This window comes from Flavobacterium magnesitis, assembly GCF_041729735.1.
Taxonomy (GTDB): Bacteria; Bacteroidota; Bacteroidia; order Flavobacteriales; family Flavobacteriaceae; genus Flavobacterium; species Flavobacterium magnesitis.
Window position 1 is genome coordinate 83,866 of the sequence record NZ_JBCFQK010000009.1, and the last position, 20,449, is coordinate 104,314.

The 20,449-nt window shown below is 33.3% G+C and carries 14 protein-coding genes; 7 read left to right on the forward strand and 7 right to left on the reverse strand.

Annotated features, from left to right (window positions below; genetic code table 11):
- Positions 1-4: 4 nt before the first annotated feature.
- From AAGV33_RS08065 to AAGV33_RS08075, 3 genes are all read right to left on the reverse strand, one after another.
- A complete protein-coding gene (locus AAGV33_RS08065; protein WP_373391458.1) occupies positions 5-2,320 on the reverse strand; it encodes a GH92 family glycosyl hydrolase in 2,316 nt (771 codons plus the stop codon).
- Between the two features lie 417 nt (positions 2,321-2,737).
- Positions 2,738-4,354, reverse strand: coding sequence for a RagB/SusD family nutrient uptake outer membrane protein (locus AAGV33_RS08070; protein WP_373391459.1), 1,617 nt, complete (start codon positions 4,352-4,354; stop codon positions 2,738-2,740).
- A gap of 32 nt (positions 4,355-4,386) precedes the next feature.
- Positions 4,387-7,401 carry a SusC/RagA family TonB-linked outer membrane protein gene (locus AAGV33_RS08075; RefSeq protein WP_373391460.1) on the reverse strand — a complete coding sequence of 1,005 codons (3,015 nt, stop codon included), beginning with the start codon at positions 7,399-7,401 and terminating at the stop codon, positions 4,387-4,389.
- Between the two features lie 591 nt (positions 7,402-7,992).
- Here AAGV33_RS08075 and AAGV33_RS08080 point away from each other — a divergent pair.
- The 4 genes from AAGV33_RS08080 (at position 7,993) to AAGV33_RS08095 (ending at position 13,363) form a co-directional block, all read left to right on the forward strand.
- Entirely contained in the window at positions 7,993-8,874 is an 882-nt protein-coding gene (locus tag AAGV33_RS08080; protein ID WP_373391461.1) for an inositol oxygenase family protein, read from the forward strand.
- A 32-nt stretch (positions 8,875-8,906) separates the two neighbouring features.
- Complete coding sequence (locus tag AAGV33_RS08085; protein ID WP_373391462.1) at positions 8,907-10,487, forward strand: solute:sodium symporter family transporter; 1,581 nt, start codon at positions 8,907-8,909, stop codon at positions 10,485-10,487.
- A gap of 42 nt (positions 10,488-10,529) precedes the next feature.
- Positions 10,530-12,458, forward strand: a complete 1,929-nt coding sequence (nagB, locus tag AAGV33_RS08090; protein WP_373391463.1) for a glucosamine-6-phosphate deaminase — start codon at positions 10,530-10,532, stop codon at positions 12,456-12,458.
- Positions 12,459-12,550: 92 nt separating this feature from the next.
- Positions 12,551-13,363 carry an SDR family oxidoreductase gene (locus AAGV33_RS08095; protein WP_373391464.1) on the forward strand — a complete coding sequence of 271 codons (813 nt, stop codon included), beginning with the start codon at positions 12,551-12,553 and terminating at the stop codon, positions 13,361-13,363.
- Between the two features lie 107 nt (positions 13,364-13,470).
- On the opposite strand, the gene AAGV33_RS08100 is transcribed toward AAGV33_RS08095, so the two are convergent.
- The gene (locus AAGV33_RS08100; RefSeq protein ID WP_373391465.1) at positions 13,471-14,328 is read right to left on the reverse strand and encodes a leucine-rich repeat domain-containing protein; all 858 of its coding nucleotides are present in this window, start codon (positions 14,326-14,328) and stop codon (positions 13,471-13,473) included.
- A gap of 176 nt (positions 14,329-14,504) precedes the next feature.
- On the opposite strand from AAGV33_RS08100, the gene AAGV33_RS08105 reads away from it, so the two are divergent.
- Positions 14,505-14,990, forward strand: a complete 486-nt coding sequence (locus tag AAGV33_RS08105; protein WP_373391466.1) for a DUF1761 domain-containing protein — start codon at positions 14,505-14,507, stop codon at positions 14,988-14,990.
- A 38-nt stretch (positions 14,991-15,028) separates the two neighbouring features.
- Here AAGV33_RS08105 and AAGV33_RS08110 read toward each other — a convergent pair whose 3' ends face one another.
- On the reverse strand, positions 15,029-15,307 hold the full coding sequence (locus AAGV33_RS08110; RefSeq protein WP_373391467.1) for a 4a-hydroxytetrahydrobiopterin dehydratase: 279 nt from the start codon (positions 15,305-15,307) through the stop codon (positions 15,029-15,031).
- 93 nt (positions 15,308-15,400) lie between these two features.
- Between AAGV33_RS08110 and AAGV33_RS08115 the strand changes: the two genes are divergently transcribed.
- Complete coding sequence (locus tag AAGV33_RS08115; RefSeq protein ID WP_373391468.1) at positions 15,401-16,549, forward strand: 8-amino-7-oxononanoate synthase; 1,149 nt, start codon at positions 15,401-15,403, stop codon at positions 16,547-16,549.
- A 6-nt stretch (positions 16,550-16,555) separates the two neighbouring features.
- Here the strand turns inward: AAGV33_RS08115 and AAGV33_RS08120 are convergent, their stop codons facing one another.
- Positions 16,556-17,434 (reverse strand): diacylglycerol/lipid kinase family protein, encoded by an 879-nt coding sequence (locus AAGV33_RS08120; RefSeq protein WP_373391469.1) that lies wholly within the window; start codon positions 17,432-17,434, stop codon positions 16,556-16,558.
- Between the two features lie 62 nt (positions 17,435-17,496).
- Here AAGV33_RS08120 and AAGV33_RS08125 point away from each other — a divergent pair, with 62 nt between their 5' ends.
- A complete protein-coding gene (locus AAGV33_RS08125; RefSeq protein WP_373391470.1) occupies positions 17,497-18,462 on the forward strand; it encodes an App1 family protein in 966 nt (321 codons plus the stop codon).
- 20 nt (positions 18,463-18,482) lie between these two features.
- Here the strand turns inward: AAGV33_RS08125 and abc-f are convergent, their stop codons facing one another.
- A complete protein-coding gene (gene abc-f, locus AAGV33_RS08130; RefSeq protein ID WP_373391471.1) occupies positions 18,483-20,390 on the reverse strand; it encodes a ribosomal protection-like ABC-F family protein in 1,908 nt (635 codons plus the stop codon).
- Positions 20,391-20,449: the final 59 nt, after the last annotated feature.

The following is a 20,449-nucleotide window of genomic DNA, read 5'->3' on the forward strand; positions in this document are numbered from 1 at the left end:
TTTACTAATTTGACAATGAAAAAGGCTTGCTTTCTTTAGCTGTTCCCCATGATTTATTAGGTTGGTTTCCCATTTCAAAATCTAAAATTCCTCCCTTCATAATAGAAAAATGATCCAAATAGGTTTTATCATATTCCACTCCATTGAATTTTATTTTCTGGATATAATTGTTTCCAGAAGAAGCTCCTTTTGCATTAATAACCAATGTTTTTCCATTTTCTAAACTCAGCGTGATTTTATCAAAATGAGGTCCCGAAATAACATATTGTGGAACTGATGGCGAGACTGGATAGAATCCTAAGGCTGCAAAAACATACCAAGCCGACATTTGTCCTGCATCGTCATTTCCGCTTAATCCGCCCACATCGTTACTGTATTCAGTTTTCATGATTTGGGTTACCAATTCCTGAGTTTTCCAGGCTTGTCCTGAATAATTATATAAGAACGGAATTTGGTGACCCGGTTCATTTCCATGCCAATATTGTTTGGCGGCATGGAAACGATCCAAGTTGGCATTAAACCCATCTTCTCCTCCCATCAAATTCATTAACCCTTTGATATCCTGAGGCACATACCAAGTGTATTGATACGGTGTTCCCTCAGTGATGTAGGGCTTTCGGATAAACTTGTCAAAATCTTTAGTAAAAGTTCCGTCAGCAAAACGGCCTCTTACAGTAGAATCTGCCACACTGTACACATTTTCATAATTCAATGCTCTTTTTTTCAAGAGTCTGGCGTGTAATGTATCTCCTCTTTTGGCTGCAATTTGCGAAAGCGCAAAATCATCAAAAGCATATTCTAAAGTTCTGGAAACCTGTTCTCCTTTATGAAACGATTCTAATACCTCATCTTCCAGCGGAATATAACCGTATTTCAAATAAGAGGTTAAACCACGACGCCCTTTTCCATTTACATAATCAGCATGATTTGCTGGTAATTTGAAGGCGTTTTGAATCAAATAACTGTATTCCTTATCGGATATTTCGATATTGTTTTTCATATAAGCATCAGCAATTGCCGCTACTGAATGATCGCCAATCATAGCCGAAGTATAACTATTCCAGCATGGAAAAATAGGCATCCATCCGCCTTGTTCTGCCATTGAAAAAAGACTTTTCATCATTTGTCCATTGACTTTAGGCGTTAACATATTAAACAATGGCAACGATGATCTGTAAATATCCCACATAGAAAAATCAGTAAAATAATCGTCTTTTCCGCTATTCATTAATTTTGTAGCTCCATTAAAACTCACATACGTTCCATCCACATCATTAAAGGTTCTTGGCTGTAAATAACTATGATACATTGCGGTGTAAAACTTTACTTTATCATCTTTGTTTGTTCCTTCTACCTGTACTTTTGAAAGCAAGTTTTCCCAAATATTTTTCAAATTTTCTTTTGCTTCTTCAAAATCCAAATCTTTAGTTTCAGCAGCTAAATTTTTTCTGGCTTGTTCAATACTGGTAAATGAAGTTCCAATTTTTGCCTCAATGGTTTCTCCTTTTTCAACATCAAAAGAAATGTAAGCCCCGATGTTTTCCAGATTAGCAATTTCTGTGTTTCCTTGAAGTATTTTTTCATTTTGGTAAACACCAAATTTGCCAGAACTTTTACTCAATTGTACTACAAAATATCCGCTGAAACCTGCTTTATCTCCCCAACCCTGATAAATTTTATGTACTGGATTATAGCCAATAATCTCATTTTTCTCTGCGTTTATTTGGATAAAACCCTGTCCTTCGTCGCTATTTGGATTCACAATAATATGCGCTTCACCTGAATTTTCGAATATAAATTGGAACAAACCACAACGTTTAGTTGCTGTCATATTTACATCAATCTTGTAATCAGCCAGAGTAACATTATAATTGTATGGCGTTGTTTTTTCGGTATCATGAGAAAAACTAGATGCTCGATCATCGGCCTGGCATTTCAATTTTCCTGTTATGGGCATAATGGTCATACTTCCATAATCCTGTACGCAAGAACCACTCAACCAGTGACTTCCTCTAAAACCTGAAATTTTGGTATCCGTATAATAATAAGGTGCAACGCATTTGGTTTCAGTTGCCTTGGTTTGAGGCGTCCAGTTGGTCATTCCAAAAGGGACGGTAACATAAGGCACTACTTGTGCATTGTTTTCTTTTTCATCTTCTCCATGCTGCAAAGCACTAATAGTTGTAGATGGAGCCGTACCAATTAACGGATTCACTAAATCTACATAATTGCTTGCTGCTGGTTTTATTGAACAAGATAAAATGAATGATAAAACGGGGACGGCTATTAGCCTATATCTGAATAAACGGTATAAATTCATATTTATCTGTTTGTTTTTTGTTGAGGGCAAATTGCTTTTTAAAATTCCAAAGCCTATTCAACAGCAATAAATTTATATTTAGGGCTCTACTTTTAGGATTGATTTTGTTTCATAAAACATTCATTCGAGTGAAATGAAGACTATTAAAAACAAATGGAAATGGATTAATCTGGTAAAAAAAAATTTTATATTCTCTTTTAAAACAGTTGAATTTCTTTTGGTTTAAAAAAATTAAACTATTGAAACAAGTAAAAAATGTGCTTCTTCCTGATTTAAAATCAAAACTCATTTGTAGTGAATAATACCTCAAAACCGAATTACTATTTTAAAAAGAAAAGAGAAGAAGAACTCGCTTCTTCTCTTTTCAGGGTTAAATAAATCACCAACTTAAATTAACCAATCAAACAATAAAATAAACTAATCGTTAACGTAATCTGGATTTTGAACCAAGGCAGGGTTTAACACCAATGCATTAGTTGGAATTGGGAAAACACGATGCTTAACATTAGTATCTGTTTTGAATCCCCATTGTCCTTCAAATTTTCCAAATCGAATCATATCATTTCTATGCCATGCTTCCCAGGCAAATTCACGAGATCTTTCTTTATAAAGATCTTCTAATGTTACACTTGTCCATGCTGCTGCGGTAGTACGATTAGAACGAATTGTATTTACTAATGAAAGTGGTGTATCACCTAAGGTAGCAGTTCCACCACGAAGAATAGCTTCGGCTTTCATTAAAAGAATATCTGAATAACGTAAAAACGGTACATCGTTATTTTGATTACGGCTTGTTGAAGTATTATCTGGATAGAATTTAATGTTTCTATACCCCATGTTCCAAGCAATCTCGTCATTACCTAAATCAGTTAATGCAACACTTTGACGAAGAACGATATCAGGTGTTAAATTTACTTGATAAGTAAAAGGTTCAGCACCATCAGATCCAGTATAAAATTGATCATATCCTTTTTTAGTGGTAGTAACTGTTACTGGAGTTGCTCCATCAGCCATAAATTGTAAACCTGTCAACCATTGTTTGTTACGAATGTCGTTTGCATCATTTTCAAAATGAGCATAAAATTCTGGCAAGGTACTTCTAGGAGCACTCGGTGTAAAAGGAAGTCCAAATCTTGTTCTTAAAGAGCGAGGCACATCATAACGAGCATGAAACATTAGTCCACCACCACCAACAGCAGGATCATAAGGAACAGCAAAAATAAATTCCTCCATTTGTGGTCCATTATTAGGGTAAAACATCTGAAGATAAGAATCTCTTACTTCTACACCATACAATCCTGAACCTATTACTTGATCACAGGCTGCAATACAATCATTGTAACGTTGTGTTCCTGTATATACTTCTGCATTTAAATACATTTTAGCCAATAAGGCATTAGCTGTTTGTCTATTAGGTCTACCATAAGTAGTTACTCCTGAAGCTGGATTTAAATTTGGAATTGCTTTTTTTAATTCACTTTCAACAAAATTGAATACCTCTACTCTGCTTGATTTTGGTTTAGAGCTAAAGTCTCCGTAAAGTGTATCTAATGGTACTGCTCCAAAATTGTCCATCAGCATGAAATAAGAAATGGCACGCATCGTTTTTAATTCAGAAATTAAAGTCGATTTTTCAGTACCAGCTGGCATTGCTTCTTCTAAAATGGAAATAGCTTGGTTACTTTTTCCTATTACACTTGAAGACCAATTCCAAAGACTACCTACAATACCATTATCAACTGTCCAGTCATGAAAGTGCATGGCGATATAGTTTCTATTATCAAACCAGTTTCCTCCTCTTGATGGCAAAATTGCTTCATCAGTGGTTAATGATTGTGACCACCACCAAGCGAATGAAAAATCTCCACGGAAAGTAACATAAACTGGTCCTGTAGTTTGAATAAACTGCGTTGAATTTTGAGGAAATACATCCGGTGTTAGTTGTGTCGTAATTGGCACATCTAAATCTTCACAGGACCATAACAAACCAATAGCAAGTACTGGAAGTCCTAAATATTTTATTATTTTTTTCATAATATTTACAATTATTACAATTATTATTTTCTTTAGAATACCACGTTAAAACCTAATAAGAATGATCTGGTTTTAGGATAAAAGTTATTTGAATCTACACCTGGTGCAGTACCTCCTTGTTCTACCTCAGGATCAATTCCGCTATATTTTGTAATTACAAATAGATTATTTACTGTAGTGTACATACGTAAACTTTTAACAAACTTGTTTATGTTTTTAAAATTATACCCAAGAGTTGCATTATCTAATCTGATATAACTACCATCTTCTATAAAGCGAGAAGAATAACGGTATGAGTTCAAATCGTTTGGCGATTCGTTTTCTACATCAACTAAAATATTTGTAGTCATAGCTGTAGAGGGTCTAAATAAATCCGCACGAGTTGCATTGAAAATTTTATTACCAAATACTCCTCTAAAGAAAACATTCAAATCAAAATTCTTATACTGAAAAGTATTTGACCACCCCATCAATACTTTTGGTTGTGCATTTCCTTTATAGTGATAATCTACACCGTTTAATGGAGTTGTAGTTAAATTCCCGTCTTTATCATAATATTGGGAAACTCCATCAGCATTCTTTCCAGCATAATCCAATGTGAAAAATTGTCCAAGTGGTTTACCTTCTTTTAAAATTTGTAAAGTAGCACCTGTTTGTCCACCACCATCAGGTTGAACTCTTCGGATAGAATCTCCTCCAATAAAGAAAGGGTTCGTTAATTTTACTATTTTATTTTTATTACTCGCTAAATTTAAATTAGTTGACCAACTAAAATTAGCCGTCTTAACAGGTGTAGCACCTAAAGCAATTTCGATACCTTTATTAGACATGATACCTCCATTTGCCACAATTGATCCTACAGGAACAAGCACTGGATTTACCTGATAGTTAAAAATCATGTCTGTAGTTTTCTTATCATACACATCAACAGAAGCAGTTATTACTCCATTCAACAATGACATATCAAGACCAAGGTTTGTTGTTGCTGTTTTTTCCCATTTTAAATCAGGATTAGCTGCTTGAGTAGGTCCGTAAGAACCAATTTGTTGACCATTGTAATAAAAAGTTCCATCGCTTCCTGAAATAAACTGAGCTGTATAAGCATTGAACCCTGAAGAGTTACCCGTAACTCCATAACTAGCACGAAGTTTCAAATCACTGAAAATGCTTTGGTTTTGCATAAAGTTTTCTTTATCAATTCTCCAAGCACCACCCACAGAAGGAAAATAACCCCATCTATTATTTACTCCAAAAACAGAACCTCCATCTCTTCTAACCGTACCTTGTAGAAGGTATTTATCATTATAATTGTAATTGAAACGAGCAAATTGCGAAATCAAACGTGTTTTTTGATATGCTTTGCTATCCCCAAAATTTACTACATAACCATTTACAGAAGTGTAATTACTTAAAGCTAAGTTGTTATACCCAACATTATCTACAGGAAAATTAGTGGTAGTAGCCTGAAAACCATCTCCTAATATGTTTTCTTGCCATGAATAACCTAAAACTGCTTTAATTTTATGATTACCTAAATCTTTATCCCAATTTAAAAAACTCTCTATGATATTATTTGTATTTTCATAGTAATTTCTTAATGCAGAACCATTTACACCAAAATTAACTAAGGATTTTGTTAGAGGTGGATCTGGGTTATTATAGAAATTAGCACTATTATATTGTGAATAATAGCTATCATAAAATTCTCCATGAGAAGTACTTAACTTTTGATGCGCAACATTTAAGTTATACGTAAATCCAAATGGAAGTTTAACTTCCGCAGTAAAATTACCTATAAGGTTATTTGTTTTTGTTTCATCTGTACCATGCTCTATCAAAGCTACTGGGTTAAAATATCCAGTACTAGTAAAATTTTCAAAAAAAGTACCATCTTCATTTCTAACTGGAGAAATAGGAAGGTGATTGATTGATTGCATAAGTACCGAATTACGTTGCGGCACATTTTCATATTTACTAGTAGAATTAGTAACATTCAAACCAAATTTAACCTTATCATCAAAAGCATATTGCTCAACAGATAAACGGGCAATTACACGTCCAAAATCACTTTTCTTAAGAATACCTTCTCTTTTAATAGAAGTCAAACTAGCTGAATAACTACTTTTTTCACCTCCACCACTAATGGCTAAGTTGTGGCTGCTAGAAAGGGCTCCTGATCTTAAAATTTCTTTTTGCCAATTTGTATCTGCCCCTTTATCATTTTCAGGAGTAAAATTCAAATTATTTTTAGTAGTGAAAGCTCTTAGTTGAGTAGCATTCATCATATCTAATTGGTTTGAAACATTTTCAACACCAAAATAACTGTTGTATGAAATTTGAGTTCTTTCTTTACTTCCTTTTTTAGTAGTTACCATAATAACTCCATTTGCAGCTCGATTACCATAAATTGCAGTTGCTGCAGCATCTTTAAGTACATCAATAGTTGCAATATCATCTGGTGAGATCATAGAAATATCAACACCTGGAATTCCATCTACCACATAAAATGGACCTTGAGAACTATTTAAAGTAGAAACACCACGCATTACTACTGAAGCTGTTCTTGTTGGATCCCCACTAGATGAAATATTCAAACCAGCAACCTTACCTTGCAATAACTGTCCTACATCACTGAGCGCTCCTCTATTCATCTCATCTGCTTTAATAGAAGTAACAGATGTGGTTAAATTTTTTCTAGAACCTTTACCGTAACCTACAACTACGACTTGCTCTAAATCATTAGCTCCTGAGGCTAATTTAATTGTCAAGTCAGTTTTTGACCCACTTAATTTAAGACTTTGGTCTGCAAATCCAACATAAGAAACCACTATGCCAGCATTCGGATTAGAAACTTCCATTTTGAATTTCCCATCTAAATCTGTAACAACACCATTTTTCGTTCCGCTTTCCAAAACATTTGCTCCAGGTAAAGGCATATTTTGGTCGTCTACCACCTTACCAGACACTTGCGTTTTTTGCGCCCACGAATTAATTGAAAACGCTATTAAGAAAAATAACGTCAATAATTTGAATTTGGTTTTTTTCATTTTTAATTAGTATTAGTTAATAATATTATGGTAAAATTAACAGTTAAGTACCGCTTGGGAATGGATAAATTCGTCAAAAACATATAAAATCCAATCAAAAAACCATAAAAAAAGTACTCAAAAAATACATTTTGCATTTTTACTACTACCTTTTTTTAAATTATAACCAATAAAAACCTTGATTTACTGCCATTTATCATTTTCATTAACATATAGTATCCTTTACCGTTACTCAAACCAACATTTAATTGTTTTTTAACATTAAAAGAATGAAAACAATTAATCAATAATTCAATTAATCAAATCAACCAACTTAATTAACTATAATATAGACAACTATAGACCTCTTCTCATTAATACCAACACATCAATAGGAGTTTTCGAATTAAAAACTAAAAAACAAAACTCTTTCTCAAATACATATAATGTAATTTATTCTGTAAAAAATTAGCACTATGAAAAATTTATCCATGTTTTTGAAGCATTTATCCATTTTACAAAAACAATATGTATGTAATTTTGAAATACTCAATAAGCACAACAGCTGTAGCTTATCAACTAATTCAAATTCATTTATCAAATTCAACACAAATGGAAAACATTAATAACTCCGACAAATTCAATAATCCAATGCACCAAATTGACGATTGGGAAGAAAACCTAATCGAACGCTACCCAGATCCTGCTGCCGATACAAAAGAAAAAGAAGAATTCCGCAATTATGTAGATTCTGAAAGAGTAGAAACCGTAAGAGAGTTTTATAGAATTAATCACACTTATCAAACCTATGATTTTGTGTGCGAAAAGGAAAAAGAATTCTTAAAATTTGACAGAAAAGAAATGTCGCTTTGGGAAGCTGTAGATTTCCTAAATACTTTAGTTGATGATAGTGATCCAGATATTGATTTAGATCAATTTCAACATTTACTTCAAACTTCCGAAGCCATTCGTGCAGACGGCCATCCAGATTGGTTTGTGCTTACAGGATTTTTACATGATATTGGAAAAGTACTGTGTCTTTTTGGCGAACCACAATGGGCGGTTGTAGGAGATACATTTCCAGTAGGCTGTAAATTTTCAGATAAAATTGTTTATCCTGAGTTTTTTACTGCAAACCCAGATAGTACTAACGAAAAGTACAATACTAAATACGGGGTTTATTCTCCAAATTGCGGATTAGATAAAGTAAAAATGAGTTGGGGACATGACGAATATTTATACCAAATCATGAAAGACTATTTGCCTGAACCGGCTTTGTACATGATTCGTTACCATTCTTTTTATTCTCAACACAGAGAAAATGCTTATACGCATTTGATGACCGAAAAAGACATTGAACTATTTGAATGGGTAAAAAAATTCAATCCTTACGATTTATATACCAAAGCACCAGTTAAACCAGATTCAAAAGCGTTAAGACCTTATTATGAAGAGTTAGTGGCTAAATACCTGCCTGCTACATTGAAATTCTAAAAAAACATTCTATAACTTAATATCCTTTTGAAATGTTATATACCTATTTAGGCTTTTTTGGATTCACGCTCCTAGTTATTTTTTATACCAGTTACAAACTCCGAAAAGATAACCTTGACACTTCAAATGGCTATTTTTTAGCTGGGAAAAGTTTAACCGCACCTATCATTGCTGGATCGATGATTCTCACTAATATCTCTACCGAACATTTAATAGGAATGAATGGTAGCTCCTATAAAAATGGAATTATCGTTATTGCCTGGGAAGTCACCTCGGCAATAGCCTTAGTTATAGCCGCAATTTTTATTATTCCGCGGTTTATGAAAATGAAACTCACCACTATTCCCGAGTTTCTAGAAAAACGATTTGATTCACAAATACGCTCCATCGTTGCTTTTTTATTAATGAGTTCATTTGTAGTTACCTTATTACCCATTGTATTATATTCGGGAGCTATAAATATCGAAAGTATTTTTGATTTCTCGACCCTGTTTTCTATTTCTAAAGACCAATCTTTAGTTTATACTGTGCTTGTTATTGGAGTCATCGGATCCTTATATGCTATTTTTGGAGGACTAAAAGCAGTAGCTTTCTCTGATACCCTTAACGGAATCGGATTAATGCTGGGAGGTTTATTAGTTCCCGCCATTGCGTTGTACCAAATTGGAAAAGGAAATATTTTTGATGGCGTAAGTACCATTTATAATTTTGCACCAAAAAAGTTTGATATTATCGGAAGCGAAGATTCCGTTTTGCCTTTTTCTACACTTTTTACTGGACTAATGATTAACCAAATCTATTTTTGGGGAATGAATCAAACCATTATCCAAAGGGTTTTTGGTGCCAAAAATTTAGTCGAAGCTCAAAAAGGTTTAATTTATACAGGGGTATTCAAACTATTAATGCCATTAATCATTGTGCTTCCAGGATTAATTGGTTATTATTATTTCCAAGAGGAACATTACGGCAAGCCCGATTTAATTTATCCTTTATTAGTGAAAAAAGTGCTTCCTACCTATCTGTATGGTTTATTTGCAGCAGTAATTTTAGGAGCTGTTTTAAGTACTTTCAATAGTGTATTGAACTCTGCAAGTACCATTTTTTGCATGGATATTTATAAAAAAAGCTTCAATAAAAACGTATCCGACAAAAAGCTAGTGTATTATGGTAAAATTTCATCGGTAATTCTAGCGGTATTATCCATTTCTGTAGCACCATTAGTAGCTTATGCTCCTTCAGGATTATACTTTCTTTTACAAGAGTTAAACGGAATTTTCTTCATTCCCATCTCTTCTATTTTAGTAGCAGGTTTATTTTTTAAACAAATTAACGCTGCGGGTGCAAAAGCGGGATTATTTTTCGGTTTTGTTTTTTATATCTTAACCTCATTTGTATTTAAAATTAACATTCATTTCGTTCATTTATGGGGAATTGAATTTGTGCTAAACTTCATCATTATGTTTATCGTTTCAAAAATATATTCGAATTCAAAAACAAACACGGAATACGAAGAAAATTTGGCAAACAACTATGAAAAATCATGGTCAGGAATAAATCTTGCGGGAAGCATTTTAGTTTTCTTGACCGTATTAATTTACATCCTATTATCTTAATAAAGCATTTATTAAATTTTCAAAACCCGAAAAAACAATACAATGATAAAAAGCAGTATCGACAAAGCTACTGGATTTGAAAAAAGATTTGAAAACATCAATACAGTAGTTTTCGAAAATTCAAAAACAGCCTCTATAGCCGTTGCACAAGAAATTGCAGCATTAATTAAATCGAAACAAGAGCAAAATGAATCTTGCGTTCTTGGACTTGCAACTGGATCTTCACCAAAAGGTTTGTATGCCGAATTGGTAAGAATGCACAAAGAAGAAGGTCTTAGTTTCAAAAATGTGATTACTTTCAATTTGGACGAATATTATCCAATGGAACCGGATTCCATCAATAGTTACGTGCGTTTTATGAAAGAATTATTATTGGATCAAGTGGATATTTTACCTGAAAATTACAACATCCCTGACGGTACTTTATCTAAAGAAAAAATTCAGGAATATTGCGCCAACTATGAAGAAAAAATAGAAGCGCTAGGTGGAATTGATTTACAAATTCTCGGAATTGGAGGAAATGGACACATTGGTTTCAATGAATCGGGTTCGTTACAAAATTCAAAAACTAGACTAGTCGCTTTAGATCATATTACCAGAGTTGCAGCAAGTAAAGACTTTTCAGGTTTAACCAATACTCCCAGAACAGCGATTACACTTGGAGTAAAAAAGATAATGGAAGCCAAACAAGTAATCCTTATGGCTTGGGGCGAAGGTAAATCAAACATTGTTAAATCTTCCGTTGAAGGCACTGTGACCAATTTGATTCCAGCTTCATTTTTGCAAGAACACAATAATGCCGTTTTTGTTTTAGACCAAGAAGCCGCATCGAAACTAACCCGAATCAATACACCTTGGCTGGTTGAAAAAATTGTTTGGACAGACAAATTGACTCGAAAAGCGGTTTTAAGAATGGCACTCGACTTAAAAAAACCAATTCTTAGACTCACCGATGCTGATTATATCGAAAACGGAATGAGTGATTTATTAGCCGATTTAGGCCCAGCTTACAACATCAATATCAATATTTTTAACAAATTACAGCATACTATCACAGGTTGGCCTGGAGGAAAACCCAATGCCGATGATAGTAATAGACCAGAACGTGCAGAGCCAGCTAGAAAAAGAGTGCTGATTTTTAGTCCACATCCAGACGATGATATTATTAGTATGGGAGGTACTTTTATGCGCTTGCAGGAACAAGGTCATGAAGTTCATGTAGCCTATCAAACATCAGGAAATATTGCTGTAGCTGATAGCGAAGCAGAGCGTTTTGCTCGTTTTGTATGTGATTACAATGAAAAATTTGGAATTGATAGTCCTGAAGCCAATTCGATTTACAATAAAGCGCATGAATTTTTAAATAACAAAAAAACAAGTCAAAAAGATACTCCCGAGGTAAGACATTTAAAAGGTCTTATTCGAAAAGGAGAAGCACGTGCTACAAGTCATTTTGTAGGTTTAACTGATGACCAAATTCATTTTATGGATTTGCCTTTTTACGAAACAGGAACTATCGAAAAAAAGCCTTTAGGACCAGCCGATATCCAACTAACAATGGATCTTATCGAAAAAATAAAACCACATCAGATATTTGCTGCAGGTGATTTAGCCGATCCGCACGGAACTCATAAAGTATGTTTGGATGCTATTTTTGAGGCTGTAAAAAACCTTAAATCAAAAGATTTCATGAACGATTGTTGGTTGTGGCTTTATCGCGGTGCCTGGCAGGAATGGGGAATTGACGAAATAGAAATGGCTGTCCCAATGAGCCCTGATCAGGTGCTGGCTAAAAGACAAGGAATTTTCAAACATCAATCGCAAAAAGATGGTGTCGTATTTCAAGGCACTGATTCCCGAGAATTCTGGCAAAGAGCCGAAGACAGAAATAAAGAAACCGCTGAATTATACGATCAGTTAGGTTTATCCAATTACGCCGCAATGGAAGCCTTTGTAAGGTGGAAATTTTAAAACAATACACAATTTAGTTTTTTACGAAAGCTGTGTGAATTTTAATTAATTCGCACAGCTTTTAAAATAAATAACAAAATCAAATTTAAAAAATGAATCTATTTAACATCACAAATAAGGTTGCTGTAATTACCGGAGGAACTGGAGTATTAGGAAGTTCAATCTCAGAACATTTGGCCGCTTCAGGAGCTAAAATTGTTATTCTGGGAAGAAACAAGGAAACCATTGATAATAGCATTACAAACTTAAAAGAAAAAGGGTATGAAGCATTGGGAATTGCAGCAAATATTCTGGACAAAAAATCATTAGAAACAGCCCGAGAAAAAATCATAGCACAATATGGTCGAATTGATATCTTATTGAATGCCGCTGGTGGAAATATGCCTGGAGCTACAATATCCGAAGACCAAACTATCTTTGACTTATCAATGGATGCTTTTCAAACCGTAACCGATTTAAACTTAAACGGTACTGTACTTCCTTCGATCGTTTTTGGAGAACTTATGGCTAAACAAAAAGAAGGAGTTATCATTAATTTCTCTTCCATGACAGTTGATAGAGCGGTGACCCGCGTAGTCGGTTATTCGGCATCTAAGGCTGCGATGGAAAATTTCACGAGATGGATGGCAGTAGAAATGGCAACAAAATTTAGTGATCGCATTCGTGTAAATGCCATTGCACCTGGTTTTTTTATTGGAAACCAAAACAGAAAATTACTAACAAATGAAGATGGCTCTTATACTCAAAGAGGAAATAGCATCATTAATAACACACCTATGAAACGTTTTGGAGAAGCCGATGAATTAGCTGGAGCTATTCATTTTCTATGTAGTGATGCTTCTCAATTTATTACTGGAATTGTACTTGCTGTTGACGGTGGTTTTAGTGCTTTTAGTGGTGTATAAAACCAAAAAAAACCTGTGAATGTAATTTTTCACAGGTTTTCCAAACACTAAACTTATTATAAAACTAACTTAATAAATAAAAAATAATTTTCTAACCAAAAAAATTATTATTCTTCAGATACAATTGGTCTTTTATCCACTTCAATGGCTACATTCATCAAATAAGCCACACCACTATCGTTAACCATAGTCATGTTTAGCGTATCCAACATAGCCAATTTCCTAGAAACCAAACCATTGAATTTATTATAAGAAATATTCATTTCTTTTAAATTATCTAATTTTTCTATAGACAAAGGCACTTGCCCTTGAAAATTATTTTCGAATAAACTAAGATTTGCCAATTGAGTTAAATTAGCAACATCTGGGCTTAAAGTACCACTTAGTTTATTACTATTTAATAATACTGTTTTTAACGCTTTCATTTCATAGAAAGAAGCAGGAATTGAACCTTCAATTTCGTTATTAAAAACAGCTAAAGTTTCTAAATTTTGTAAATTCCCTAAATCAGCAGGCAACTCACCTGAAAGTTGATTCATATACAATTCTAAACTTTTCAAATTGCTCAAATTGCATAACGAAGCTGGAATAGCAGCTGATAAACTATTAAAAGACAAGTCTAAAACTTTTAATTCTTTCAAATTACCTAAACTAGCAGGTATGCTTCCAGAAAGATGATTTTTATGAAGATTTAATTCTTGTAAATTTTGTAAATCGCCTAGCTCAGCCGGAATGGAACCAGCCAAATTATTATCTTGTAAATCTAAAGCAATTACTTTGTCATTTACCACTTTAACACCGGTCCATGAAGCAATAGGTTTTGTCAAATCCCATTGTACTTTCCATTGACTACCATTAGTAGCTTCATAGAGTTTCACAAGGATTTCTTTATCCGAAAGTCCTACATTAGCCATCATTGAAAATGAGGTCAAAACCATTAAAAATAAAGTAGAGATTTTTTTCATAACGTGAACTTTTACTTTGTAGGAATAAATATAGTACAAAATATAGATTAAACACTAAAAAAATCGACAAAACACATGCATAAACATTTTTAAAGAGAAGTAATCTTACTTTTTATCTAAAAATTAGTTAAAGTTTATTTTTATATATTTGAATAACGAATCAAAACAACCACCACATGGAAATTAACTTCTTAGCGCTATTTGCAGCAGCTTTATCAACTTTAGTTATCGGATTTATTTGGTACAACCCAAAAGTATTTGGAACAATCTGGATGAAAGAATCGGGATTAACCGAAGAAAAAATGAAAGGAGCAAATATGCCCTTAATTTTTATCATGGTAGTCTTTTTTGCCTTTCTAATCAGTATGATTCTGCAATTTTTAACCATTCATCAATGGGGTGCAGTTGGAATGATTGGAGGAGAAAATACAGTTGACACCAAACCTTCCTTCGCAGCTTTTATGACCGATTACGGAACTGCTTTTAGAACCTTCAAGCATGGTGCTCTTCACGGCTTTATGACAGGACTTTTTCTTGCTTTTCCAATGATGGCAACAAATGCTTTGTTTGAAAGAAAGAGTTGGAAATACACCTTTATTAATAGTGGTTACTGGATAATATGCTTCACAATTATGGGCGGAATTATCTGTGCCTGGCAATAAAAAAATGCCTCTCTTGATTTGGTACAGAGAGGCATTTTCTAAAATAATTTTTCTATGGCTTTTGCCAAGTCAAAATCTTTATCGGTAACTCCTTTGGCATCATGTGTAGACAATCGGATGGTAACTTTATTGTAAACATTGAACAATTCAGGATGATGATTTTTAGTTTCTGCCAATAATCCTACCTGAACAATAAATCCAAGTGCTTGATTAAAATTTTTAAACTCAAATTTTTTCTCAATTCCATCGTTTAAGAAAGTCCAATTTTCTAATTTCGTTAAAAATTGCTGTGCTGTTTTTTCATTATACTTTTCCATAATTTTGCTTTTTTCTAAAGTTAGTTATTTTCTAGCTTTAAACCCTCTTATAAACTTAAAATAGTACCTTCGCAAGAATTAATCCCTCAACATTTGAAATCTTTATTTTCATTTAAATTTTACGATTCTGTACAAGAACTACCTACCCAATGGGATGTTTTGGCTACAAAAAACATTTTTCTTTCCAGAGATTATTTAAGCATTTTAGAAACTGCCGCTCCTAAAAACATGAGTTGTAAATTCATTGCTTTATTCGAAAATCAGGATATTATTGGCATCAGCATTTCTCAGTTTTTAGACTTAAGTCAGATTCCTTCGTTTGGAGAAAGAGATAATTGCTTGCGGACTAAAATCAGAAATTTTGTTTTTAAAAGATTTGGTTCTAAAGTACTCATCATCGGCAACAACATGTTAACGGGACAAAATGGTATTTTATTTGACGAAAAAGCTCCAATCAAAACCATTTTTGGATTATTAAAAAAAGCAACTGAATCGTTAGAACAAGAATATAAAAAACAAGGTAACAAACCTCATCTTACCATTTTCAAGGATTATTCGAAAACAGAAATACAATATTTTGACAGTCCAGAATTTGATTCTTTTTATCGATTTTCTACCCAACCGAATATGATTTTCAACATTAAGGATTCCTGGCAAATTTTTGATGATTACATAGCTGATAAAAACAAAAAATACCGGGATCAATACAAAAGAGCGCGTAAAAAAGCAGCCGAATTAACCAAAAAGAAGATGAGTCTGGAAGATATTAAAAATCATAAGGAACGCATTCATGATTTGTATTTGAATGTAGCTCAAAAAGCAGCTTTTAATACTTTTTATCTAAACGAAAATCATTTTGAAATTTTCAAGAAGAATTTAAAAGAGAAATTTTTATTTTACGGTTATTTTGAGAATGATAAATTAATTGGTTTTAACACCTTAATCAAAAATGGGGCTGATATAGACACTTATTTCTTAGGTTATGACGAACATTGTCAAAAAGAAAAAATGCTGTATTTAAACATGCTGTATGATATGATAGGCTATTCGATTAACAAAAAATACAGCCGGATTATTTTTGCCCGAACCGCCTTAGAAATTAAAAGTTCTGTAGGTGCAAAAGCCATAGATATGTATGGATTGATGAAACACAACAATCCTTTTTTGAATTTATTGGTATCAAAAACCTTTCGCTATTTTGAACCTAAAATAGAATGGCAAGAGCGAAATCCTTTCAAATAAATATTTCTAAGTTTTCAATGTTGCAATTCTCAACTGACTTGTTGAAATTGAAATATCTAAATTAGTTTCGTCTGCACAACATTCTCCGTCAATTTGAAAGCTTGTGGGTTTATTGATGTTAATCAAAGCTTTGTCTGTAGAAATAACAGTAACATCTCCTGATGAAACTGGAATTTTTCCCATAATAATTTTAAGAAAAACACTAAAAGTTACCTTTCTTAAAATAATTAATTCAAATTTTCCATCGCCCATGATTCCTATTGGATTAATCACGACTCCCGTTCCATATTTTTGAGAATTGGCAATAACAATCATTTGTGCTTTGGCTTCAATCAATTGTTCTTTGTTTTTTATACTCACTTGAAATGATTTTCCAGCCTGTGATAATGTTTTAAAAACCTGTAAAGCGTAGCCTAATTTTCCTCGAATGCTACTCTTTTCGTAATTTTTAATCAAATCAGCATTGAGCCCTAAATCACTCAGGTGAATGCACATTCGATTATTAATATTTATATAATCTATTGCTATAAAATGATTCTGAAAAGCAATAGCAATATTATCTTCCAGTGATTTTATCAGGCCCAAATCGGTTGCCAGTCCATTAGCTGAACCAACAGGTAATATGGCAAAAAGAGGATCTTGTTGCTCTAAAGCTTCAACAACTAATTTTATAGTTCCATCGCCTCCTGCAATAATTACCCGCTCTGGCTGATATTGCGTAAAATAATCTCTAATATTCTCTAAATCATTCTCGCCGGTGGTTTCCAAACAATACAAATTGAGATTTAAATATTTCGCATAATGCGAAACCTGACCAATCAAATTAGCCTTATCAACCCCTCCAGAAATGGGATTTACCACCATCATCACATTATTTTTTTCCATTTTACTTCATATTTGTATTAAAAATAACTAATTTAGAATACAATACAAAAGAAAGTCTATAAATGAAGCCTATTATAAAATTATACCGCGGTTATGCAAATGAACAAGAATTAATCGTAATGGGACATATTTTTAAACCTACTAAAAAAGTAGATTATGATTTTCAGGATAAAAACTTTAAAAATGCCAGTTCCATAATTGGTATGTACCGCATGAAAACCTGGACTAATGTTGACATTTACCTGAAACACAATCACAAAATAATTCATACCAAAACACTTCCTGACGGCTATTTTAAATTTTGTATTCCGCTTAGCGAAGATCAATACGGCTGGATTGACTATGAGGTAAGTTTAAAATATGAGAACGAAACCATTACGGCCAGAGAAAGTTACATTCGACCAAGAATTAATAACCTAGGAATTATCTCAGATATTGACGACACATTTTTAGTTTCTTACACTTTAAATCCTTTAAAGAAATTATATAATTTATTGTTTCGAAATGTAAATCGTCGTAAAATTTTTGAAGATGTTACCATACATTATCGAGCTCTAAGTCATGCTGGCAGAAAAACAAATGAAGGATTAAATATCTTTTTTTACGTTTCCAGCAGCGAGTGGAATTTATACCGATTCATCATCAAGTTCACCGAAATCCATCAATTACCCAAAGCGGTTTTGTTGTTGAAAGATATTAAAACCAGTTTATCTCAATTTTTCTGGACTGGAAGAGGCGATCACAATCACAAATTTGAAAAAATAAAACATATTTTAGAATTTTACCCCAACTTAAAATATGTTTTAATAGGCGATGATTCACAAGAAGATCCTTATTTATATGAATCTATCTGCAAAATTTTCCCGTTAACCGTACAAGCTATTTATATTAGACAAACCACAAAGCATAAAAAACAAAAGGTAATTAATACGCTTAAAAATCTGGAAAGCCTTTCGGTTTCAGTTTGTTATTTCAAAAAAAGCAAAGAAGCCATTGCTCATTCAAAAAAAATAGGCTTGATTAATTAATCAAGCCTATTTATATTCTACTACAAATTATCTATCTCTTCCTGAACGATTTCCCAATCTAATAAGAGTTGGTCTAAATCGGCTTTCTTTTTATTGTAAGCTTTAAAAAAAGCAGCATCTTCGATGTTTTTATCATAATTTGAAGCCAACATTTTATCGTCGTGCTGAATGTCTTTTTCCAATTGTTTGATTTGGCTTTCCACCTTGCTCAATTTATTTTGCAATGCTTTTCCTTTTTTCTGATCTTCGTAGGATGCTTTTTTATTCTCTTTAGGAGCTACGGCTTTCTCTACATCTTTTTTCTCCACTTCACGCATATTCTCTAGATTGCGTTGCTCTAAGAAATAATTAATATCGCCTAAATATTGCTTGATTTTTTGATCTTTGAATTCGTAAACAATATTCGACATTCCTTGCAAGAAATCCCTATCGTGAGAAACCAACAGTAAAGTTCCTCCAAATTTTTGTAAAGCAGCCTTTAAAACGTTCTTAGATTTAATATCCAAGTGGTTTGTAGGCTCATCCATCAACAAAACATTAATAGGCTGCAAAAGCAATTTACACAACGCCAGACGGTTTCTTTCGCCTCCTGAAAGCACTTTTACTTTTTTCTCTACATCATCTCCACGAAACAAGAAAGATCCCAACATATCTCGCACTTTCGAACGATTAGTATCCATAGCCGCGTCTTCCATAGTTTGCAACAAGGTAATTTCGCCATCAAGGTATTCAGCTTGATTTTGAGCAAAATAACCCAATTGGACATTGTGTCCTAATTTGATCGTTCCGTCGTATTCAAATTCGTGTACTAAAGCTTTTATAAAAGTAGATTTTCCTTGTCCATTTTGCCCGACAAAGGCAATCTTGCTTCCGCGTTCTACTAATAGCGAAATGTCTTTTAGAATGACCTTATCACCATAGGCTTTGGTTACATCTTCCGCTTCTATAACTACTTTTCCTGGTTCTTTTGAAACTGGAAACGAAATATTCATCACCGAATTGTCGTCTTCATCCACTTCAATTCGTTCTACTTTATCTAATTTTTTAATCAAGGATTGCGCCATCGAAGCTTTGGAAGCTTTCGCACGGAATTTCTCGATTAACTTTTCGGTTTCTTCAATTTTCTTGGCCTGGTTTTTTTGAGTCGCCAATTGTTTTTCACGAATTTCGTGACGTAATTCTAAATACTGAGAATACGGTTTGTTGAAATCGTAAGCTTTTCCGAGAGAAATTTCGATAGTTCTATTGGTTACATTATCCAAGAACATTTTATCGTGCGAAACAATTACCACAACTCCTGGATAATTACGCAAGAAACTTTCTAACCAAATGATACTTTCAATATCCAAGTGATTGGTAGGCTCATCCAGCAATAAAACATCATTGTTTTGCAATAACAATTTGGCTAATTCGATACGCATTCTCCATCCTCCCGAAAAAGTCTCCGTTTGATTGTTGAACACCTCTCTTTTAAAACCTAAACCTAAAAGAATTTTCTCCGTATCTCCTACATAATTATACCCGCCTAATAAATCAAAACGATGGGTGTAATCCGATAAATCTTCGATTATTTTACTGTACTCATCACTTTCATAATCGGTTCTGGTAACCAATTGGTGATTGATTTCTTCTAGTTTTTTCTCAACAATTTTAATCTCAGTAAAAGCTTCATAAGCTTCTTCAAGAACGGTTCTTCCTCTTTCAAAATCAATATCCTGACGCAAGAATCCCATTCGAATGTCTTTCTCCTGGGAAATCACTCCAGAGTCCGGAGCAAAATCTCTTGCTAACATTTTTAGCATGGTGGATTTTCCAGCGCCATTTTTCCCTACAAGACCAACTCTATCTCCAGCTCCTAATCGAAAGGTAACTTCTTCAAACAAATAAGTACCACCAAACGAAACCGATAAATTGTGTATATTAAGCATATTTTGTGACTAATGTTACATTGGTACTTTTTCAAATAATGTACCTTTGATAAAAATTT

What these genes read in the sequence shown, in the direction of transcription:
- AAGV33_RS08095 (WP_373391464.1), top strand. Translation starts at nt 12,551, where the DNA reads ATGAATCTATTTAACATCACAAATAAGGTTGCTGTAATTACCGGAGGA.
- AAGV33_RS08120 (WP_373391469.1), bottom strand. Translation starts at nt 17,434, where the DNA reads ATGGAAAAAAATAATGTGATGATGGTGGTAAATCCCATTTCTGGAGGG.
- AAGV33_RS08100 (WP_373391465.1), bottom strand. Translation starts at nt 14,328, where the DNA reads ATGAAAAAAATCTCTACTTTATTTTTAATGGTTTTGACCTCATTTTCA.
- AAGV33_RS08070 (WP_373391459.1), bottom strand. Translation starts at nt 4,354, where the DNA reads ATGAAAAAAATAATAAAATATTTAGGACTTCCAGTACTTGCTATTGGT.
- AAGV33_RS08080 (WP_373391461.1), top strand. Translation starts at nt 7,993, where the DNA reads ATGGAAAACATTAATAACTCCGACAAATTCAATAATCCAATGCACCAA.
- abc-f (WP_373391471.1), bottom strand. Translation starts at nt 20,390, where the DNA reads ATGCTTAATATACACAATTTATCGGTTTCGTTTGGTGGTACTTATTTG.
- AAGV33_RS08125 (WP_373391470.1), top strand. Translation starts at nt 17,497, where the DNA reads ATGAAGCCTATTATAAAATTATACCGCGGTTATGCAAATGAACAAGAA.
- AAGV33_RS08105 (WP_373391466.1), top strand. Translation starts at nt 14,505, where the DNA reads ATGGAAATTAACTTCTTAGCGCTATTTGCAGCAGCTTTATCAACTTTA.
- AAGV33_RS08085 (WP_373391462.1), top strand. Translation starts at nt 8,907, where the DNA reads ATGTTATATACCTATTTAGGCTTTTTTGGATTCACGCTCCTAGTTATT.
- AAGV33_RS08075 (WP_373391460.1), bottom strand. Translation starts at nt 7,401, where the DNA reads ATGAAAAAAACCAAATTCAAATTATTGACGTTATTTTTCTTAATAGCG.
- AAGV33_RS08110 (WP_373391467.1), bottom strand. Translation starts at nt 15,307, where the DNA reads ATGGAAAAGTATAATGAAAAAACAGCACAGCAATTTTTAACGAAATTA.
- AAGV33_RS08065 (WP_373391458.1), bottom strand. Translation starts at nt 2,320, where the DNA reads ATGAATTTATACCGTTTATTCAGATATAGGCTAATAGCCGTCCCCGTT.
- nagB (WP_373391463.1), top strand. Translation starts at nt 10,530, where the DNA reads ATGATAAAAAGCAGTATCGACAAAGCTACTGGATTTGAAAAAAGATTT.